This is a genomic window from Methanococcoides sp. (assembly GCF_030594565.1).
Classification (GTDB): Archaea; Halobacteriota; Methanosarcinia; order Methanosarcinales; family Methanosarcinaceae; genus Methanococcoides; species Methanococcoides seepicolus.
Map to the genome: position 1 here is coordinate 21,154 of NZ_JAUVEY010000002.1, position 20,984 is coordinate 42,137.

The 20,984-nt window shown below is 44.8% G+C and carries 21 protein-coding genes; 14 read left to right on the forward strand and 7 right to left on the reverse strand.

Translation table 11 applies throughout. The features are described 5' to 3' along the window. The first annotated feature begins 119 nt into the window (after positions 1-119). Entirely contained in the window at positions 120-1,259 is a 1,140-nt protein-coding gene (locus tag QAS77_RS00375) for a class II fructose-bisphosphate aldolase (RefSeq protein WP_250866898.1), read from the forward strand. Positions 1,260-1,333: 74 nt separating this feature from the next. Here the strand turns inward: QAS77_RS00375 and QAS77_RS00380 are convergent, their stop codons facing one another. After that, a complete protein-coding gene (locus QAS77_RS00380) occupies positions 1,334-1,810 on the reverse strand; it encodes a Yip1 family protein (protein ID WP_305063741.1) in 477 nt (158 codons plus the stop codon). Between the two features lie 211 nt (positions 1,811-2,021). Continuing rightward, entirely contained in the window at positions 2,022-2,345 is a 324-nt protein-coding gene (locus tag QAS77_RS00385; protein ID WP_250866896.1) for a DUF167 domain-containing protein, read from the reverse strand. 362 nt (positions 2,346-2,707) lie between these two features. Between QAS77_RS00385 and QAS77_RS00390 the strand changes: the two genes are divergently transcribed. From QAS77_RS00390 to QAS77_RS00410, 5 genes are all read left to right on the forward strand, one after another. After that, on the forward strand, positions 2,708-2,956 hold the full coding sequence (locus tag QAS77_RS00390) for a hypothetical protein (RefSeq protein ID WP_305063742.1): 249 nt from the start codon (positions 2,708-2,710) through the stop codon (positions 2,954-2,956). Positions 2,957-3,265: 309 nt separating this feature from the next. Then, the gene (locus QAS77_RS00395) at positions 3,266-4,516 is read left to right on the forward strand and encodes a Glu/Leu/Phe/Val family dehydrogenase (RefSeq protein ID WP_305063743.1); all 1,251 of its coding nucleotides are present in this window, start codon (positions 3,266-3,268) and stop codon (positions 4,514-4,516) included. A 183-nt stretch (positions 4,517-4,699) separates the two neighbouring features. Next, a complete protein-coding gene (locus tag QAS77_RS00400) occupies positions 4,700-5,428 on the forward strand; it encodes an NAD(P)-binding domain-containing protein (RefSeq protein WP_305063744.1) in 729 nt (242 codons plus the stop codon). Between the two features lie 302 nt (positions 5,429-5,730). Beyond that, positions 5,731-7,059 (forward strand): type I glutamate--ammonia ligase, encoded by a 1,329-nt coding sequence (gene glnA / locus QAS77_RS00405; RefSeq protein WP_305063745.1) that lies wholly within the window; start codon positions 5,731-5,733, stop codon positions 7,057-7,059. Positions 7,060-7,158: 99 nt separating this feature from the next. Beyond that, positions 7,159-7,722, forward strand: coding sequence for a hypothetical protein (locus QAS77_RS00410; protein ID WP_305063746.1), 564 nt, complete (start codon positions 7,159-7,161; stop codon positions 7,720-7,722). Here the strand turns inward: QAS77_RS00410 and QAS77_RS00415 are convergent, their stop codons facing one another. The 4 genes from QAS77_RS00415 to QAS77_RS00430 form a co-directional block, all read right to left on the reverse strand. Then, on the reverse strand, positions 7,723-8,001 hold the full coding sequence (locus tag QAS77_RS00415) for a DUF1894 domain-containing protein (protein ID WP_250866889.1): 279 nt from the start codon (positions 7,999-8,001) through the stop codon (positions 7,723-7,725). It lies immediately after the preceding gene. 3 nt (positions 8,002-8,004) lie between these two features. After that, positions 8,005-9,006 carry a phosphoribosylformylglycinamidine cyclo-ligase gene (gene purM / locus QAS77_RS00420; RefSeq protein ID WP_250866888.1) on the reverse strand — a complete coding sequence of 334 codons (1,002 nt, stop codon included), beginning with the start codon at positions 9,004-9,006 and terminating at the stop codon, positions 8,005-8,007. A 14-nt stretch (positions 9,007-9,020) separates the two neighbouring features. Continuing rightward, positions 9,021-10,418 (reverse strand): aspartate kinase, encoded by a 1,398-nt coding sequence (locus QAS77_RS00425; RefSeq protein ID WP_305063747.1) that lies wholly within the window; start codon positions 10,416-10,418, stop codon positions 9,021-9,023. Positions 10,419-10,545: 127 nt separating this feature from the next. After that, a complete protein-coding gene (locus QAS77_RS00430; RefSeq protein ID WP_305063748.1) occupies positions 10,546-11,748 on the reverse strand; it encodes a hypothetical protein in 1,203 nt (400 codons plus the stop codon). A 120-nt stretch (positions 11,749-11,868) separates the two neighbouring features. On the opposite strand from QAS77_RS00430, the gene QAS77_RS00435 reads away from it, so the two are divergent. From QAS77_RS00435 to QAS77_RS00445, 3 genes are all read left to right on the forward strand, one after another. Continuing rightward, positions 11,869-13,074, forward strand: a complete 1,206-nt coding sequence (locus QAS77_RS00435) for a cofactor-independent phosphoglycerate mutase (protein ID WP_305063749.1) — start codon at positions 11,869-11,871, stop codon at positions 13,072-13,074. A 108-nt stretch (positions 13,075-13,182) separates the two neighbouring features. After that, positions 13,183-13,644, forward strand: coding sequence for an Hsp20/alpha crystallin family protein (locus QAS77_RS00440; RefSeq protein WP_305063750.1), 462 nt, complete (start codon positions 13,183-13,185; stop codon positions 13,642-13,644). 175 nt (positions 13,645-13,819) lie between these two features. Beyond that, positions 13,820-14,581 (forward strand): coenzyme F420-0:L-glutamate ligase, encoded by a 762-nt coding sequence (locus tag QAS77_RS00445; RefSeq protein WP_442920349.1) that lies wholly within the window; start codon positions 13,820-13,822, stop codon positions 14,579-14,581. Here QAS77_RS00445 and QAS77_RS00450 read toward each other — a convergent pair. Then, positions 14,572-15,027, reverse strand: coding sequence for a deoxycytidylate deaminase (locus tag QAS77_RS00450; protein ID WP_250866883.1), 456 nt, complete (start codon positions 15,025-15,027; stop codon positions 14,572-14,574). The two genes, QAS77_RS00445 and QAS77_RS00450, sit on opposite strands and share 10 nt — an antisense overlap. Positions 15,028-15,133: 106 nt before the next feature. Here QAS77_RS00450 and QAS77_RS00455 point away from each other — a divergent pair, with 106 nt between their 5' ends. From QAS77_RS00455 to QAS77_RS00475, 5 genes are all read left to right on the forward strand, one after another. Further along, complete coding sequence (locus QAS77_RS00455) at positions 15,134-16,036, forward strand: protein translocase subunit SecF (RefSeq protein ID WP_305063751.1); 903 nt, start codon at positions 15,134-15,136, stop codon at positions 16,034-16,036. Beyond that, on the forward strand, positions 16,033-17,727 hold the full coding sequence (locus QAS77_RS00460) for a preprotein translocase subunit SecD (protein ID WP_305063752.1): 1,695 nt from the start codon (positions 16,033-16,035) through the stop codon (positions 17,725-17,727). Before QAS77_RS00455 ends, QAS77_RS00460 begins: the two co-directional genes overlap by 4 nt. Positions 17,728-17,748: 21 nt before the next feature. After that, the gene (locus QAS77_RS00465) at positions 17,749-18,774 is read left to right on the forward strand and encodes an AAA family ATPase (RefSeq protein WP_305063753.1); all 1,026 of its coding nucleotides are present in this window, start codon (positions 17,749-17,751) and stop codon (positions 18,772-18,774) included. Between the two features lie 14 nt (positions 18,775-18,788). Further along, positions 18,789-20,435: a tRNA uridine(34) 5-carboxymethylaminomethyl modification radical SAM/GNAT enzyme Elp3 gene (locus QAS77_RS00470; RefSeq protein WP_305063754.1), complete on the forward strand. Its 1,647-nt coding sequence runs from the start codon at positions 18,789-18,791 to the stop codon at positions 20,433-20,435. A 152-nt stretch (positions 20,436-20,587) separates the two neighbouring features. After that, positions 20,588-20,935: a helix-turn-helix domain-containing protein gene (locus QAS77_RS00475; protein WP_305063755.1), complete on the forward strand. Its 348-nt coding sequence runs from the start codon at positions 20,588-20,590 to the stop codon at positions 20,933-20,935. Positions 20,936-20,984: the final 49 nt, after the last annotated feature.

The window sequence follows — 20,984 nt, forward strand, 5'->3', positions numbered from 1 at the left end:
CTTTTCTGAGCATTGATGTGCATTGATGTGCATTGTTTCATTTTGTCTATAGAAATGATTATAATTGAAAGGTACATCTAATAGCAAAAATACGTTAATGAACTTTTGAAGGTAATCCCATGACCAATAACAGTTTTGAACCGATACCAAGCTCATTTATGTTTAAGAGCCTGCTTGATAAGAACACGATAATTATGACTGCAAATCCTCGTATAGCCCTTGTGACAAAAGGCATCATGCGAGCAGCAAAAGAAATGGATGCGCCGCTTATTCTTGAGCTGGCAAGATCTGAGTGCAATCTGGAAGGTGGCTATGCAGGTCTGACTCCTGCTGCGATCTCCAAGATCACAAGAGATGCCGCAAAAGAGCTCGAGTTCGATATGTGGGCATTGCATGCGGATCATATCGGTATCAAGAAGGGTACTGATGAAGATATCGAGGCTACGAAAAAGCTTGTCGATGCACAGATCGCGGCTGGTTACACTTCCTTTGCCATTGACGCATCCCATCTGTTCAATTTCCAGGGTGGCAATCTGCGTGAAGAACTTGCGAACAATATCGATGCAACAACAAAAATCGGGTTATACATCAAAGAGGGTATGGGCGATAAGGATTATGGTCTTGAGGTCGAGGTCGGCGAGATCGGAAGGGAAGATGAGAATGGCAGAGTTCTGACCCAGCCGGAGGAGGCTGCAACTTTCATCAAGGCATTGAACGAGAACGGTGTTTATCCTCACTTCCTGGCAATTGCTAACGGTAGTGCTCATGGGAACACTTATGATGCTAACGGCAACCTCATCGAGCAGGTATCTGTAGATATCGAGCAGACCATTGCAGTAGCTCAGGCACTGAAGGACAACGATCTCGATGTAAGGATCGCACAGCATGGGATCACCGGTACTCCACGTGACCTTATCCACAATCATTTCCCGCATGGTGATATTGTAAAGGGCAATGTGGCAACCTTCTACCAGAACATAGTCTGGGATATTTTCAAGGTATATGAGCCGGAACTCTACAAGGATATCTGGGACTGGACAATTGCAAATTACAAGGAAAAGGCTCCGGAAAAGAACGACAATGAGCTATTTGGCAAGTTCAGCAAATTCTCTATCAAGGAGTTCTTCGACAGGATCTATTCAGTGAGCGAGGATACGCTGGAAGCAATTGATGCAATGTGTTACGCTGAAACCCTTCTTTTCATCAAGGCTTTCAATGGCGAGGGTACTGCTCAGATGGTCAGGGATCATATGGCATGATCCCCCTCTTATTTTTTTAAAATTGTTCAATACTTTTCTATTATTCGATAATTCTTAATTATCGGTTTTTTTACTTACAGCCCAATAAGGCTTTTTATGCTGAATAATATTGATATCCCGATTGGGATCATAACTGTTATTGTTGCGTTCTTTACGGTCATGTTCCTTGCGTGGACCAGGCCATATCTCCAGATGTTCGCACTCCAGAGGTTGATGATAATTCCTATTATGGTGACCATTTGCATTGTCGGGTCTGCAAGAAGGGTCTCTTTTATAAGTGCAGGGTCTTGTGCGGCCATATCTGCCATTGAAATAACGCTTGACATTACATAAATAGTTAGTAAGCTGCTAAGAATGGTTGGTATAAATCCGTATGCAACGAATTCAAGTGTTCTTTTAAAATCCCCTTGTCCACCAAAAACAGATGATAACAGGTAGAATATTATTGTGTATATTACCCACGCGATCAGTGTACCAGCAACTGCTCCTATGGCTCCGAGTACAATGCCAACGCTCCCAAAAACAGCAAGTTCTTCTGGCATAATACGCATATCTGTTGGGCTGTGATAATGGCACTTATGGCAGCTAATGCTCCGATAAATAACATTATCAGAATGGGAGTTTTAAATTCAATTTCGGTATTTATCTCCTCTTCAAAAAAACTATTGGGATCTTTAAGAATTTGTGTTAGTGTCATTGTCATGTATCTACAGACAATCCTATATATCTCCAATGGTTTCTTTTTATCGACTAGCGTCTTTACTATTTCATCAACACACTATCAAGTGCCAAAACAGCCTGGGTTTGGGCAATTCCATTTATTATCACTGTCTTCTTTGAGCTTTTTGCACCGGATACGATTGCAATATCCCTTGAACTGATGTTAAAAAAGTCTGCCACGATCTCTATAAGCTGTCCGTTGGCCTTCCCTTTCTGTGCTGCGGACGTAAGTTTGATTTCGATACGTTCCCGCCACTGGTTATAACCTGCAGGAAAACAGGCTTTCTTTGACCCGGGGGTAACTTCCAGGTCGATGGCGATACCATCCTTTGTTTCTTTGATAGCTTTTTCAAAAGATGTGCCCATAGTAAGAACTCTTCGATAGGTGTGTTTAGAAAATGTCGATAATGCTGTAACCTGGCCCACTAACTCCGAAAGTTCATCCTATTGGGATTCCCGCTGTCCCTTCCGGTTTCCCTCGTGTCAGGCTTATATTGCATTATCGTATGTGCCGCATTGAGGTTGTCTATACAATCACAGAAAGGCTCTGCCATATTCTCATGCAAGGACCTTACAATGCGCCAGAGTACAGTACATGGTAGGATGATATAAAGATAACGTTTTGTCTGTGTCTAATTTTCATGTGTTGTTCTTTTGTTATCGTACTCTGGTCGTATGGTATTACGCAAAATGGTTTGCAAAAAGGCTTCAAATAGCTGTTATATTATGTGTTAGCTTTCATTTCCTTTCTGGAACTACTTCTTTTTTCTGATACACGCAGTAATCTTGAAGCTCTGGATTCGGTGCTTTCCATTCCCCCTGACCGGCTGTGTCTGGGGGTTGGGGGTGTCAGGATAGTAGATCCCGGTTCTGTGGGGCATCGAAGGGATGGGCGTGTCGGTGCAAGTTGTGGAGTTGTGGAGTTCTGGACACTCGGTTTTCCACTGTGGGATTCTTTGATGTTGGCTATGATGTAAGGCCGGTAATTGGAAGGTCGGGGAAAGGATGCCCTGTTCAGATGAATTGGTGGTAATTCTAAGACGTGACTATTAAAATAAAGCGCTATAGGACGTTTTCCTCTATTTATATTATTTTTTCATATGTTCGCAGGAACGCAATTTACTTATACTAGATAGCGGTAATAAGTATCCTTGTCAAGCCACGGGATGTAATGGTTACAGTCTTGGTGGCAAAAATGACTATATATTAATAAAAAAGATTATGGTTGCATAAGTTTTTTTATATGTGCCTATTACAATTTAAAAAACTAAACGTGAGGTAAAATAATGGCAGAACAAAACCCATTTGAGAATGCAAGAAAGCAGTTACAGAAGTGCGCAGATATCCTTGAGCTCGATGAGGGCATCCATGATATCCTGAAGAACCCAATGAGGGAAATGCATGTATCCCTTCCTGTCCGCATGGACGATGGAAGCATCAAGGTCTTCCAGGGATTCAGGGTACAGTACAATGATGCAAAAGGTCCAACAAAAGGTGGTATCCGCTTCCACCCAGACGAGACCGTTGACACTGTCAAGGCACTTGCAGCATGGATGACATGGAAATGTGCAGTTATGGACATCCCCCTCGGTGGAGGTAAGGGTGGAGTTATCTGCAACCCTAAGGAAATGTCCCAGGGTGAACTTGAGCGCCTTTCAAGGAAGTTCATTTCAAGCATCTCAATGATCGTCGGTCCTGACAAGGACATACCTGCTCCTGATGTCTACACCAATCCACAGATGATGGCATGGATGATGGACGAGTTCTCCAAGTTCGCAGGCAAGAACCAGGCTGGTGTCATCACCGGTAAGCCACTCAGCATTGGTGGTTCCCTCGGTCGTGGCGACGCTACAGCACGTGGTGGTCTTTACGCAGTCCGTGAAGCAGCAGTAGAGATCGGCCTTGACCTTAAGGACGCAACTGTCGCAATTCAGGGATACGGTAATGCAGGTTATTTCGCTGGAACTCTCTGTGAAGAGCTCTTCGGATGCAAGGTCGTTGCTGTAAGTGACAGCCGCGGCGGAGCCGTCAACATGAACGGTATCAGCGCAGAAGCAGCACAGGAGCACAAGAAGGCAACCGGTTCAGTTGTTGGTCTCGCAGGCACAGAGCCTATCTCCAACGAAGATATCCTTGAGCTTGATGTCGATATACTTATCCCAGCAGCTCTTGAGCACGTCATCACACACGAGAATGCAGATAAGATCAAAGCAAAGATCGTTGCAGAACTTGCAAATGGTCCAACCACTCCGGAAGCAGATGAGATGCTTTTCCAGAAAGGCGTACACCTCATTCCTGACTTCCTCTGTAATGGTGGCGGTGTGACAGTATCTTACTTCGAGATGGTGCAGAACTTCTACATGTACCGCTGGAGCATAGAGAGGGTCCACAACAGACTTGACGCAAAGATGACCAACGCATACCACGCTGTTCTCGAAGCTTCCAAGCAATACAATGTCAACATGAGAACTGCAGCATATGTCGTAGCTGTCAACCGTGTAGTTGAAGCAATGTCAGACCGCGGATGGTTATACTAAGCATTGTAGACATTTTCGAAAAATAACTCTTGGTTTGAAGGGAGGGGGTAATCTTCTCCCTTTTTAGACCTGTGATGTCCTACAACATTTGTATTATATTCAATAATTCTAAATGTTCGTCATTGGATATCGCATTCTACTTATCAAAAAAGATATAACTAACTTGGGAGATTAGAGGTCATTATGAAGATCGCAATCCTTGGTGGAACTGGCAATATTGGTAGAGGCTTTGCCCTGCGCTGGGGTCAGATGCATGATGTGGTGATAGGTTCCAGAAATTCTGAGAAAGCTATTACAGTCGCAGAAGAATATACTCGTATCCTGAATGAAAGGGGTTTTGATTCCAAGATCGAAGGTATGGACAACAGATCCGCAGCAGCAGTTGCAGATGTAATAATCATTGCAATTCGTTATGACCAGGTTCCTTCTGTGATCGAGCTCATAACACCTGTCCTCAAGGACCAGGTTGTGGTTTCAGTTGTAGTTCCTATGGGAAAGGACCGCTGTTACATACAGCCGGATCCAACCGTTAATGGAAATATTACAATCGATGCTTCCAAGTCCGAGTATAATGCTGATTACTTCTGTTACACAACTCCCGCAGCCGGCAGTGCTGCAGCAGAGATCGAAGCACTTTTACCATCTGATATTGAAGTTGTATCCGCATTCCACAATGTTCCTGCAAAGAAACTTGCAGACCTTGATATTGAACTTGATTATGATATTGCGGTATGTGGTAACTGCATGCATTCGAAGAAAATAGTGTTCGGACTTGTAAATGATATCTCTAACATGCGACCTTTAGATATCGGTCCACTTGAGACTTCCGGAATGGTCGAATCTCTGACACCATTGGTGATCAATATCGCCATACGCAACAAGATGCATGATGTTGGCATTAGATTTGTTTAAATAAAAAAGATATTGTTTTGGCATGAATATTGATCACCAATGATTATATATCTCATCCCTTACAATATCGAATATCCTCTGATAAAGGGCAACTGAAGGGTTCCAACCGTCAAAACTTGATCTTGGATTCATAAAAACGAAAATATTTCGTCCCCTCAAAGAGAATCCTCAGTTCCCCTTTTTCTTATCTCTTCTACTCTTCTAACAAAAGAATATATATAGAAAGGCAAGTTTTAGAGCATAATATCTTATTATACTCTATATCAAAACAGCACAAAACGATCCATGATGTGGGTGATGCAATGAATATCAATACTAAAGAAGATGTTCTCAAAGCAATTGAGAGTAACAATGTTAAGTTCATAAGGTTACAGTTCACGGACATTCAGGGTGTCGTGAAAGACGTGGAAATTCCTGTAACACAGATCGAAAAGGCTCTTAGTGTAGGGATATCCTTCGATGGTTCTTCTATTGAAGGGTTTGTTCGTATCAATGAGTCTGATATGGTTCTAAAACCGGATGTTTCTTCCTTTGCCATCCTTCCATGGAACCAGAAGAAGGGTGTCGTTGCAAGGATGATCTGTGATATCCATCTTCCTGACGGAACTCCTTTTGTAGGGGATCCACGCTACGCACTCAAAAAGGTCATCAAAGAGGCGGAAGAAATGGGATTCTCACTTAATGTGGGCCCTGAACTCGAGTTCTTCCTTTTCGAGAAACAGGATGGAAAAGCAACAACTATTCCTCACGACTTTGGCAGGTATTTCGAGTTTGCACCGGCAGACCTTGCAGAGGATATCCGTCGTGATATCGTATTGACGCTCATGGACCTTGGATTTGATATCGAAGCTTCACACCACGAAGTTGCATTTGGTCAGCATGAAATCGATTTCAAGTATGGCGATGCCCTTACAACCGCTGACAACGTAACGACCTTCAAGTATGTTACCCGTACCATCGCGAAGCTCAACGGATTGCACGCAACTTTCATGCCAAAACCGATCTTTGGTGAGAACGGCTCCGGTATGCATGTGAACCTCTCCCTTTCAAAGAATGGCGAGAATATATTCTATGATGCTGATGGTGATATGCAGATAAGTGATGAAGCACGCTACTTTATCGGTGGTCTTCTCAAACACGTAAAAGCTATAACCGCAATTTCCAATCCACTTGTAAACTCCTACAAGCGCCTTGTTCCTGGATATGAAGCTCCGGTCTACATCGCATGGTCTGGTGCCAACAGAAGCTCTCTTATCCGTATCCCTGCGGCAAGGGGCAAGGGTACTCGTGTAGAGCTTAGAAGCCCTGACCCATCATGCAACCCTTACATCACTTTCGCTGCCGTTCTTGCAGCAGGTCTTGATGGTATAAGGAACAAGATCGATCCAGGGGATAACAGAGAAGAGAACATCTTTGAGCTCAGTGATAAAGGTCTCAAGGACTTTGGTATCGAAACCCTTCCATCAACACTTAATGATTCTGCAAAGTATCTGGCAGAAGATGAGCTCTTAATAGAAGCACTCGGTACTCATGTGATCAATAGTGTCTTGAGTCTCGCAAAGGCTGAATGGGATTCCTATCGTATTCAGGTACATCCTTGGGAGATCGAAAGATATCTCAATACAGTGTGAGAGTTCATACTCTCACTTATCCTTTTTTTTCTTCGCTTGTTTATTTGTTTTAGTTCAAAGTTCCATAAATGTTAAATCGATTCATGATAAGTTCTTCTCATGACAGATGTGATGCTACTTTGGGACGATCCTTTACTTTTTGAGAAGCTCTTTACAGAGAACGGTCTTAAATGTCAGCGTGTTCTTTCGACTTCTGTCGGAACGCCTTTTCTTCCTCCCTGTAAGTGTGTGGTCATACCTACAGGATTTGCAAATCCTGCATACACTAAGATATGTCCGGGTATAGAGAATAATGCTAGGTCCTTTGAGAGATTTGTTCGCTCCGGGGGTATTCTTGTGGTGTTCGGTGCACTTATGCCTGAATATGGGCACGATTGGTTGCCCATGAAACTTACCTATATAGAAAAGCACGGGGAGGTCGGACTGGTGCAGGTGTCGTCCCACGAGGTGTCCTGTATTGCAGATGTTCAGGAAAGCGTGGAATGTGATGGCTATTATTCAGAGACTGATGGGAATGTCATAATAGAGAACAGTGAAGGAAATGCGGTCCTGGTAATAAAGGAAATAGGGGATGGGCTGGTGATAGCCACGACCATCCATGAGTTCCCTTCGTCAGCATTCCTAAAATATATCAGTGAAAAAGCAAAACGATCGAAGATATGATCATTTCTGGCTATCGCGTAGCTGTTCGATATCTTCCTTTGCGTCAGGATATCTAAGGATGTATAGGCCACTGCATGGTTTTATGAACTGGAATATCAGGTCGTCTCCCTTTATCCCTATGGGTATGGAGTTTCCTCCGCGGAGCATGATCCCATGTAATTTGTAACCGCCTTTGACGTGATAGACCTCATCGCATTCTTTCTTGATGAAGTCTTCACATTCCTGGGGTGTGGCTCCTTTGAGGAGGATCTCATAGGGAATATCGTTTATACAGGCCATATTTCACACTATCTCAAGATCGCGTACACGAATGCCGCTTTCAACTATCTTTCCGACTATCTTTCCACCTGTCATCTCTGCAGCCTTTTCAGCATCTGCTTCAGGTAGAATAATGAGGAATCCCATTCCCATGTTGAATGTGCGGTACATCTCAAGTTCATCCACATTGCCTTCTTCCTGCAGGAACTTGAATATGTTTCCTGGCTCTATGGGGGCAGTGAAGTCAAAACCAAGGTCTGTGACCCTTTTAAGTTTCAAAAGTCCGCTTCCTGTAATGTGCGCGAGTCCGTGAACGTCACATTCTTTTATCACATCAAGGACTTCCATGTAAATGCGGGTCGGGATGAGAAGCTCGTCCCCTATTGTGGTCTCTGTATCGTAAGGGAAATCTTCATGATAGGAATGTCCTGATTCCTTGATTATATTTCTCACAAGGGTGTAACCGTTACTGTGAACCCCATCGCTAGGAATTCCCACCAGTACATCTCCAAGCTGAACTTTCTCGCCGGTGATCACTTCATCTTTCTTGACCATTCCAAGACATGTGCCAGCAAGGTCGAACCCGTTCACAATCTCCGGCAGGGTTGCAGTTTCGCCGCCTACGATGCTCATTCTTGAGATCTCTGCACCCCTGACAAGTCCTTCACCTATCTGGCTTGCAAAGTCATCAGAGTGTTTCTCAAGGGCGAGATAATCGACAAAACTTATAGGTTCTGCACCGATGGCAAGAAGGTCGTTGACGTTCATTGCGATGCAATCGATGCCTACAGTGTTCCAGCGCTTCATCTCATTTGCTATGAGCACCTTTGAACCGACACCATCGGTTGCCATTGCAAGCGCATATTCGCCGAAATCGATAAGTCCTGCGTAGTGACCGATGCTTGTAAGGGGGGCACCGAGACCTTCGCGTTTGTAGGTCATTCCATTTGTAAGTGCCTTGATTGTCGATTCCTCTTTCTCGATGTCGACACCAGAATCTGCATATGTAAGATGTTTCTCGTTCATTTAATTCCCTCTTTTTAGTTGCATCCGTTCTTTTTTCCGAGACCGAACTCACGATGCAGAACTTTCACCGCTTCTTCTGCATCTTCTTCCTTTACTACAAATGAAATGTTGTGCTGGGATGAACCCTGGCTTATCATAATTACGTTGATCTTTCCTTTCCCGAGAGCACCAAAGATCTTCCCTGCAACTCCTGGGCTGCCGTCCATCCCGGCACCTACCACAGCGACCACACAGACATCTTCATCGTATGCGACCTCTCCGACAACACCTTCATTGAATGCATGCTCCAGAGCTTTGACGGCCCTTTTAAGATGGGACTGTTCAATGATCAGTGACATGTTCGCTTCAGATGAGCTCTGGCTGATCATGATGATGTTAACTCCGGCATTAGCAAGGGTGGTAAAGATCTTTGCAGCAGTACCAATGGCACCTACCATGCCTGCACCACATATGTTGATGGCTGCTACCTTTCTTATCAGTGTCACTGCTTTTGCTACCTCTTCACTGCAATTCTGGTCTGCAACGATGAGGGTTCCGGGGAACTGTGTGTCAAACGTGTTCTTTACACGTACCGGTATGCCATGGATGATAGCAGGCTCTATGGCCCTTGGATGAAGTACCTTGGCACCGAAATATGATAGTTCCATTGCTTCGATGTATGATATCTGTGATATCGTGGATGCTTCCGGTACTATTTTCGGGTCAGTGGTCATGATTCCGTGAACCTCTTTCCATAACCATATCTCATCTGCCTGGATCGCAGCACCGACCAGGGATGCAGTAAAATCGGAACCTCCGCGTCCGAGGGTGGTTATGATGCCATTCTCGTCCTCTGCAATGAAACCTGTGACCACCGGAATTGAATTCTCCAGAAGGGGCTCGATAGTTTCCTTTATCTGTGCATAGCTTTTTTCCAGAGGTCTGGCGTTTCCGTAGTCATCTGTAGTGCTGATGCCTGCCTCTCCGCCGGTAAATGGTTTTGAATCTGTGCCCAGGGAACGTATCGAACCGCTGATTATAGGGACTGCCAGACGTTCTCCGTAGGATGAGATATAATCTATGGAACGCGGGGTCAGTTCTCCAAGGTAACAGATGCCTATAAGGGCCTTTTCAAGTTCATCGATGCGGATGTCGATGGTCTCAATAACCTCATCCGCGATCCTTTCATTATCGATGGCATCACTGATCGCATCATAGTGCTTCTTTGCAAGATCTGTCATGAACTCCTTTACCTGGGAGACCTTGCCTTTTTGTGATGCTTCCGCTGCGTTTGTAAGAAGCCCATCAGTAACACCGCCGAGTGCTGAAGTGATAGCTACGACCTGGTTGCCTGCCTCTTTATAGCTTATCAAAAGTTGTGCAACATGGCGTATCTTCTTTCCATCTGCAATGGATGTTCCGCCGAATTTCATTACATATCTCATAGATGATCACATTTGTAAATTGAGCTTGATTTGAATGTGGCTATAAGGACAGCAGTGTAATATAAAGATTATGAACGACAGTATCATGGCATTGTTTCCAATGTGAAAAAGGGAATCAGCTGAATTCCCTTTTTAAGAAGAATGCGGTAAGCGCGATCAGTATTGCAACAACGACATAGCTGAAACCGCTTGATCCTTTTACATCATCGGCAGAATCTGAAATGACCTCTGATACAGCATCAGTTATATTCTCGCTGTCTTCTATTACTTCATTGAGTTTAGTCGTGTTCTCTACGTCTAAGCTCGTCTCTTTTATTGTCTCTGTTATGGAGTTACTTTTCTCTATAGTGAATGAGCTATCCTCTGAAGATACGGAGCCATCTTCAGAAACAATGGTTATGGTTACCTCATGTGTTCCTGTATCCATTTCTTCTGCGACCGCTGGGTATTTTCCTTCATCTACTTCTTTGCGGGTATCTATCAGCTCATCATCCACATATACCTTTATTTCGGATACATCATTGTCAAGTTCATAGTGGATTATGGCGAGTTTTTCTTTTTGGATCACATCTATCGTTATTTCCACATTATTTTCTATTATGACATCCTCTCTTTGTGAAACCTCTTTCAGGAAAACGATAGTTTCGCTGCTATCAAAGAACTCGTATATGTTCGCAATTACAATTGTTGTTATCTCTCCGTCAACTGTCTTGTAATGGCTGAATATCTCACCTTTTTCCATGTCGTTCATCTCTTTGACGAGGTGACCGTTCTTTTCCAGTGTTATGGTGATGGTCTCTTCCTCGTCGTCATAGTTGGATGCTTTTAGTGAGAATCCTTCTTCCAGATCTAGTTCTTCTCCTACATTGGCCGACCTTGAATCGTCATATATCAAAAGATCATTGAGATTCTCTTCAGGGTTGCGGAACTGTTCTATCCTTATCTTTGCAGAGGCAGGGTCTTTGGAAACGATATCCTTTGGCGTGACTCGGAACACAAGGTAGTCCTTGTCCTCTTCGTCCGCATCTTCTGCTTCAACGGTCAATATGTATTCGAAAGGGTCATCTTCTTGTCCGGTCCCTTCTCCATCTTTGACAACTTTTCCATCATGCAATACTTCTACCCAGATATCTCCCTCGTTCTCGTTGATGTCAACGATATGCAGGGTGTATCCTTGGTCAAATGTAAGTTTGGTGCCAATATCTATCACACTTTCAGAATAGTGTATTATTGGTTCGGTCGGGTCAAGTGCTGTTGCAGGGGTTATTGCAAACAGCATGGCAAAAAATCCTATGATTACAAAATGTATATATTTCATTAAACCTCACCATTCACGAAGATATTTTAACATTGCTAAAAAAGGGAACATTGGGTTTATATCTTTATCGACACATTCATTTGGTCGTTTTGGCTTTTATTATGAAAAAGAGGTGTATAATTGAAATATATTATTCTCATTGGTGATGGGATGGCCGATCATCCGCTGGAAGAGTTGGGTGGCAGGACGGTCCTACAGAAAGCAAACACTCCGAACATGGACCAGATGACAAAGAACGGTCTTGCGGGTCTTGCGATAAATGTTCCTGAGGGCTATCCTCCGGGAAGCGATGTTGCTAACATGTCTGTTATGGGTTATGATCCAGCTTTGTATTATTCGGGACGTGCTCCCCTTGAAGCTGCAAGCATGGGTATTCCATTGGAGGCGAGCGATGTGGCTTTCAGGTGTAATCTTATCACTGTCAAGGATGGCCTTATTGCAGACCACAGTGCCGGTCATATCACAAGTGAGGAAGCAAAGGAGCTTATCGAAGCTGTGGATGATGAGCTTGGAAGTGAGGAATTGAAATTCTATCCGGGTATCAGCTACCGTCATCTCCTTGTTGCATCCAATGGCCTTGGGGCAAATGCGGATTGTACTCCTCCTCATGATGTTATCGATGGGAAAAAGGACGATCATATGCCGAAAGGGGAAGGCAGTGATATACTTGGAAAGCTTATCGAGGACTCCATCCCGATACTGGAAGGGCATTCCGTAAATGAGAAAAGGGTCTCAGAGGGTAAGAATCCTGGAAATTGCGTGTGGTTCTGGGGGCAGGGTTATGCACCGAGCTTCCGTACGTTCGAGGAGCTTTACGGACTTACAGGGTCGGTCATTTCAGCGGTGGACCTTATCATGGGACTTGGGATATATGCGGGTCTCGATGTAATTGAAGTTCCCGGAGCTACCGGATATCTTGATACCAATTATGTGGGTAAAGCGGAATTTGCCATGGCATCGTTGAAAGATAAGGACTTTGTCGTGGTCCATGTTGAAGCTCCGGATGAGGCAGGGCATATGGGCAATCTTGAAGCTAAGTTGCAGGCGGTCGAAGATTTCGATGAGAAGGTCGTGGGTACGGTCCTTCGTGCTGCAAAAGAAAGTGATGAGGATTACACTATAGTTGTTCTTCCTGACCATCCGACCCCCATAGCTCTCAGGACGCACACTTCGGAACCGGTTCCTTTCGTGATGTATTCCACACTTGAGAATGAGGTCGACGATGTGGAGAGTTTCGATGAGGATGCTATGAAAAAAGGTTCTCTTGGAATTGTGCGGGGTTGTGACCTCGTTCAGCTCATGATGGAGCGGGCAAAGCAGGCATAAATCGCCTCTTGCTCCATCCTTTCAACACATCATTTTTTTACACCGTCATCCTTTTATTCTCGCCTGTGCTATTTTTTATTGCATAAATATTATGGGAGTGGTATATATATGAAATTCGGTTTAGCACGTAGGGGTCCCTCTGATGTTTCACGCTGGGATCCGTTTGATGAGATCAGGCAGACACAGGAACACCTCAATCAGTTATTCAGAGAAGTTTCTCCTTTCGGGGGATGGTTCGAAGGTAAAACAAGGGCACCTCTGATGGACATCAAGGAAGAAGATAATGACGTTATCGTTACGACCGATCTTCCGGGAATCGATAAAAAGGATGTTGAGATAAGTGTGAGGGATGATGTTCTTGAGATCCATGCAGAGTGCAAGAAGGAAAGTGAGTCTGAAAAGGAAGGTTACGTCCAAAAAGAGCGCACATATAGTAGCTTCTCAAGATCTGCTGTTCTTCCATCCGTGGTCTCGGATGAAGGCGCAAAAGCAAAGTTGGAAAATGGTGTATTGACCATAACGCTTCCAAAGACAAAAGCTGAAGAAAAAACGAAGATCATGATCGAGTGATCGATCTTCCTCTCTTTTTTACCCACCGATGATAGTTTGCGGCATCAGTCAGAGTTTATCGTCATATTTTGCTCGGTCGGGGTAACTCTCATCATCGCCGCAATAGCGTTTATGTGGATAGTATTATTTACCATGTTATTATTATTTTCGATACAATCTTGATCGAGGTAACATTTTGAAGATGGAACTTTTTACTGTGGATGATCTGCCGCTTATCAAAGAAGGCGACAATATTGCGGCTATGATATGTGAGCGAACACAACTTGAGTCGCATGATGTGGTCGTCATTGCATCTACTATCGTTGCAAAATCAGAGGCAGCAACTGTTCTTAAGGGTGCGATAATTCCCTCCGAACGTGCTGTTGCAATGGCGAAGAAGTGTGGTACCGATCCTGCGCTTGTACAGGTGGTACTTGACAACAGTGTCGAACAGATCGTTGAATTCCCGGTTCTGCTTGTTGAGAACCTTAACGGTCATGTAAGTATAAACGCTGGTATTGATGATTCCAATGTGGGGGATAAGTATTTCCTGGAGATGCCGCATGATCCGGATGGGTCTGCAAAGGCCATTGGAATGCATGTTGCTGAGCTATGCGGCAAGGATGTCAGCGTAATTATCACTGATACGAATGGCCGGTCCTTTAAGATCGGGCAAACTGGTGTTGCGGTCGGTGTCTATGGTGTCCACCCTATCAAGGACTGGAGGGGTGAGAAGGACCTTTTCGGGAAAGTGCTTGAGATAACCGAGGAAGCGGTGGCTGATGAGGTTGCTTCGGCTGCGAACCTGTTGATGGGTGAGGCTGCAGGTGGAACTCCTGTGGTCATTGTACGGGGGCTTGACCTTTACAGTAGTGATGATGTATCTGTAAAAGAAATGTATCGCCGGGAAGGCGAGGATATTATTAGAAAAGGGTTGAAGTGTCTTCGTCATTCCTGAGATGGAATGTACACCATCTCAACACCTGCTGCGTCGAAGAATTCCTGAGTGTCGGTGTCAGGGTATGAAGTGCTGTATACTACCTTGGTTATATTGGAATTGATTATCATCTTTGCACAAAGGATGCATGGCTGGTGGGTACAGTACACTGTTGCGCCTCCTATGCCTACTCCGTGAAGGGCTGCCTGTATGATGGCGTTCTGTTCCGCATGTACTGCCCTACATTTCTCATGGCGGGTTCCTGATGCGATATTGTTCTGCTGTCTTATGCAGCCGATCTCAAGACAATGTTCCATATTGCTTGGTGCGCCGTTGTAGCCGGTCGAAAGAATTCTCTTGTTCCTTACGATGACGGCACCGACCTTGTTCCTCAGGCAGGTGGAACGTTTTGAGACAACTGATGCTATCTCCAGGAAATATTCATCTATGGAAGGTCTTTCAGTCATGTGTTAAATGAAAATAGCAAGTAGTATATATAAGTTGTAGTGTATGATTCTGAGAATAGTATCGATTATTATATTGTGACATATTTTTGATAATGGAGCATTAAGAATGGCAGCCATTTTAACAGAGTATCTTGACTCTTTTGTACGGAGTTGCGATGATAAGAAATTGATCGCGATCCCACTTGCAGTGTTGGTGCTTTCCCTTTTAGTTTCGGGATTCGTATTTGCAACGACCGGAGCACCGGTGAAGCTTGGGATGGAATTTGAAGGCGGAACGATGATCGCTTTTGAGACGCAGGAATCTGCAGAAGTCCTTGAGCTTGCATATTCAGCTCATTCCCTTGTCGATGCCCGTAAGACCGGAGACCGTGCTATTCTACAGTTCGGCCCGATGGATGGCGAATCTCAGTCTGAGCTTGAAAAGGCAATAACTTCCAAGTATAGCAGTGTGGAGATAAAACAGATAGGTGCATTGTACGGTAAGGAATTGCAGACACAGGCTTTGATAGCTCTTTGTCTTTCGTTCATAGGTATGGCCCTTGTTGTGTTCCTTATTTTCAGAACGGCGGTACCATCACTTGCTGTGGTGCTCTCCGCATTCTCAGATATTGCCATAGCTATTGGTTTTATGAACCTTGTAGGGATCGAGCTGTCCCTTGGAACCGTTGCAGCACTGTTGATGCTGATCGGTTATTCGGTAGACAGTGATATATTGCTGACCACTCGTGTCCTTAAGAGAAGGGGCAGTCCTGATGAGAACATCGGGCGTGCGATGCATACCGGTATCACCATGACCACTACAACGCTTGCTGCGTTGGTAGTGATGTATATTGTTTCCACTTTCTCTTATCTGGTGACCTCTTCTGTTTCACAGATAAATCTGCTTTCCGACATTGCGATAGTCCTTATATTTGGACTGGCTGCCGATCTGATGAATACGTGGCTACTTAACACTGGTATTCTGAGGTGGCATGTTCGCCGCAGTACTCCAAGGAGGAGAAGGGCATGAGAGAAGAGGAAGTTCCGAAAGGATTGAAGAATGATATACGTGTCTGGTTATTGATCGCGGCTGTAGTTCTCTCTGTTGTGATGATAGGTCCGGGCTACTCTGCTGAGGAGGGTCTGAACACTGATCTTAATTATGGTCTTGATCTTGAAGGCGGTTCATGGATACAGATCAAGTTGCAGGGTGCCGTTACTCAACTGGATGCCGACATCTCAATGCTGGTGACCGAAATAGTGGAGTCTGCGATTGATGCTCCTATAGAGATCATAAGTGTTACAGGGGATGAAGGGGAGGGATATTCCAATGATGGCAATACTGTCACTTTCACGACCAGTACATATGTCTCTGGCCTCCAGATGGACCTTTTGGGTCTTGGGGGATCCGATATCTCATATTCTGATGATACAAGCAGTATCGTGCTTTCCACTAACAAACAAACCCTTATCATGCAATATCTTTCCAAGGCTCTCAATACTGAGGTTGTTCCTCTTTTTGTTGGGGATGGTGTTGAGTACGAGATCCGTACAGCTGTCTCTCTGGAAGAATTGCAGACATTGATGGTTCCGGTTGGGGGCAATGTTCTTACGGGAAGTGACGGGGATGTGATATTCAGGGAAGGTGTCAGGACAGAGACCCGGGACATGACGCGTGATATCCTTAGTGAAAAGCTGAATTCCCTTGGTCTTAAGGATATACCTGTGCGTACGGTTGGCGAGGAGTATATACTGATCGATTTTGCAGGTACTGATCTTACTACGGCAAAGGAGATCGTAGAGAAGCCAGGCAAGTTCGAGATACGCATGCAAACCACTGGAAATGAAAGTGTGCATGTACTTTATGGTGATTCTATAGAAAAGGTGGGTATTGTCACTCAGGTGGATGGTCACTGGAACACTCCTTTCACTCTCGATGAGGACGGTGCTTTTGCTTTGCAGAAGATTGCCATTGAGACCGGGGCTATCGCTGATCCTAATTCCCATCTGCTCTACATGTATCTGGATGACAATGAGGTATATGGTGCTCCATTGAGCTATTCCGCGGCTTCAGCACTGAACGAACACCCTATCTATTCCTGGCAGGCTTCTACGGGTGCCGATGAGGATGGTAAAACTCAGGCAGATCAGCTTCAGATACATTTGCGTGCAGGTGCGTTGCCTGTTAATGTCGTGCTTATGGGCTCCGGTCAGGTGGATGCAGCATTAGGTGATCAGTTCAAGAGGCAGGTGGCTTTAGCAGGGCTTTTCGCATTGTTGGCAGTGGCTGCAGTGGTGTTCAGGAGATACCATCAAAAGGAGATCTTGTTGCCTATGGTGGGAACATCTCTCTGTGAGGTCATAATAATACTCGGTTTTGCCGGTGCTATCAACTGGCAGCTTGACCTTCCGGCAATAGCTGGTATTATTGCGGCTATCGGTACGGGTATCGACCATCTTGTGATCATCACGGATGAAGTTCTGTATGAAGGCAAGCTTCCATCCACCAAGGTCTATATGGAAAGGATCTCCAAGGCATTTGCTATTATATTTGCAGCTGCAGCGACAACGACAATTGCCATGTCACCTCTGGTGGTCATGGGATTCGGTGCTCTCAGGGGATTTGCTATCACTACAATAGTTGGTGTGCTTATCGGTGTGCTTATTGCAAGGCCTGTATATGGCAAAGTGATCAAAGTGGTCCTTGACAAAGCAGAGTGATGGTTGTTTGGAGGTTGTTCAATGAAGGATCTATGGACTGTAAAATACCGGCCTCAGAAGCTTGAGGATATTGTGGGGAACGGGGAGTCTGTGAATTCTCTCGTCCGGCTTGTGGATTCGGGCAACCTCCCGCATCTTGTTTTTCATGGGCCGGTGAATTCCGGCAAGTCTTCCACAGCGTTCGCTTTGGCATACGAGCTCTATGGGGAATACTATGAGAACAATTTCACTTACTTCAATGGTTCTGATTTCTTTGATCAGGGGAAACGCTATCTTGTGAGGGATAAGCGTTTTGTTCACATTATAGGTACCGATGACCCCAAAAAGATATATTCCAGTGTTATTTCCATATTCAAGGAAGTCATAAATGAATTTGCAGGCATGGGCTCATTAGATGCAGATTATAAGATAATATTCATCGACAATGTTGAATCTCTGGAAACGAGTGCCCAACACGCTTTAAGGCGCATGATGGAAAAATATACCAGGACCTGCAGGTTCATATTATCCACCACGCAACCTTCAAAACTGATAGCTCCTTTGCGTTCCAGAGGGCTGGAGCTGTTCTTTACTTATGTGCCGGACGATGCACTCCGGGCATTTGTGATCTCGGTGGCAGAGAAGGAAGGTATCTCTATATCGGATGATGGGTACGATGCTCTGCTTTATTATGCAGGGGGTAATGTTTCCAAAGCCCTTCTTACACTTCAGTTCGCGGTCATGAACCATCCTGGAAAAACCATCACAGGGGATATCCTTTATGAGGAAGCGTTAGTGGATGTGTCCAAAAATGTGACCGAGCTTCATAATGCTGCTATTGAGCATGATATACTGAATGCACGAAAACTGATAGATACGCTTCTTATCGAAGAAGGTTTTACAGGGGGCGAGGTGTTGCAGCAGTTACATTCTGTGGTAGTGGGCTCCGGTAGGGGCGAGGATGGGGTCGCAAGGGCTATCTGCAGGATCGCGGACACGGATGCCATGGTCATCGACAGTGCGAATCCACGGATCCATCTGGAGAAGTTGGTCCTGGAACTTTATTGAATCTGGTTTTGAATATGACATCGGAAGTTAATGATAATTTCAGGGTCGCATGCCGAAAGTTGCTGGACATGGTGCTTGACGGTGAGATCTCTGACGAGAAGCAATTGACCAAAGCGAAGAAGGTTGTCAGCAAGGAGTTCAGGTTGTCCACTCTTCCTAAACATCCTGATATTATCAGGGTGGGGACGGATGAAGAGCAGAAGCTCGTTCGTGATCTTCTCCGCCGAAAGCCTGTTCGGACTATCTCGGGAGTGGCGGTCATAGCGGCAATGACCTCTCCCTGTGAATGTCCTCATGGGATCTGTATACCCTGTCCTGGGGGCCCGAAATCCTCTTTTAATTCTCCTCAAAGCTATATGGGCAGGGAACCTGCCACAATGAGGGCGATGCAATATGAGTACGATCCTTATCGCATTGTTTCTGGCCGCCTTTCCCAGTTAAAGCATATAGGTCATGATGTGGACAAGGCAGAGCTTATTGTCATGGGTGGTACGTTCTCTTCACGTGCTATCGATTATCAGGAATGGTACACTAAGAGATGCCTTGAGGCCATGAACGATTTTTCCGGTACTCAGTGGCGTGAAGATGTAAAAGTTATCGGGGATACTGTTCCTTATGTGACGGTCGAAGATGTCCAGAAGGCGAACGAGACCGCTATGGTCCGTAATACTGGTATAACCTTTGAGACAAGACCGGATTGGACAAATACTGATCATGTGGACCGGATGCTTAAGCTGGGTGCTACCAAGGTCGAGATCGGTGTGCAAAGTGTATATGATTTCGTGCTTGAGAGGATGCGGAGGGGGCATAGTGTTCAGGACTCGGTGGATTCGAACCGGGTGCTACGTGATAGTGCACTGAAGGTAGGTTTCCATATGATGCCTCATCTTCCGGGGATGGACTCTGCAAGGGACCTTCGGGGATTCAAAAAGCTGTTCTCTGATAGTAATTTCATGCCGGACTATCTAAAGGTATATCCTACACTGGTGACGGAAGGTACTGAACTCTATGATATGTGGGCGAGAGGGGAATATGAGGCTCTTGATGATGAGGATGCCATCGAGCTTCTGGCGGATATCAAGGCAATTCTGCCTAAGTGGGTCCGTATGCAGCGTATACAGAGGGATATCCCGTCCCCGCAGATATTCGCAGGTGTGAAAAAAAGCAATGTCAGACAGCTTGCGAAGGAACGTCTTGAGTCAAGGGGTGTTAAGTGTAAGTGTATCCGTTGCAGGGAAGTCGGTCATAATGTCCTCAAAGGGAATGAACCTGATGTTGATAGTATAGAGCTTACCATCGATACCTATGATTCCTGTGGCGGAAAGGAACATTTCCTTTCGTTCGAGGATATAAGTACTGATATTCTGATAGGTTTCTTACGTCTTCGGTTCCCGAATACACCTCACAGGGAGGAATTGCAGGATGCTGCACTGGTAAGGGAGCTTCATGTGTATGGTTCTATGGTCCCGGTGGGCAAAGGTGCTGAGGGTATGGACTGGCAGCATAAGGGCTATGGTGCTGAACTGTTGGGGAACGCAGAACTTCTGGCAAAAGAGGCAGGTTACTCAAAGATCTCTATTATCAGTGGCATTGGTGTAAGGCAGTATTATCGCAAGTTTGGATATTATCGCGATGGTGTATATATGTCAAAAATGATATGAAGAATTGCTAATATCTTTCATTTATTTTGTTTTTTTTTAATCTGTTGTATTACTGTAAGCCTTCAATACATTTATATTAAAGGATGTCGTGATTGGTATAATTGTTCCTTTATTCTATATATGCTATCCAATAATAATATTGGCGGGATCATATGACCGATAATTCATCAACTGAAGAAATGATCAGGCTCCTTCGTGAGATCAGTGGCAAACTGGATCGTATCCTTATCCAGGGATCATCTGATAACGAACCGGATGATGGTATCTTAGATGTTCTGGATGTTATGACATTGCTCACTTTGCCAGACCATTTACGTACGACTGCAACAGCCCTTTTTGAGCTGGGTTCGGCTACAGCGGACGAGCTTGCGGAGAAAACCAATAAAGAGAGAGCGGTTGAAAGCAATTATTTGAACCAATTGGTACGAATGGGTCATGTTGCAAAGAGCAGGAATGGTAGGAAAGTATATTTTAGTATTGGCGAAGGGCTGGGTAAGTAAACAAGTTAAGCAATCTGATTATTGAGTTGAAATGTGGTATATATAAGAT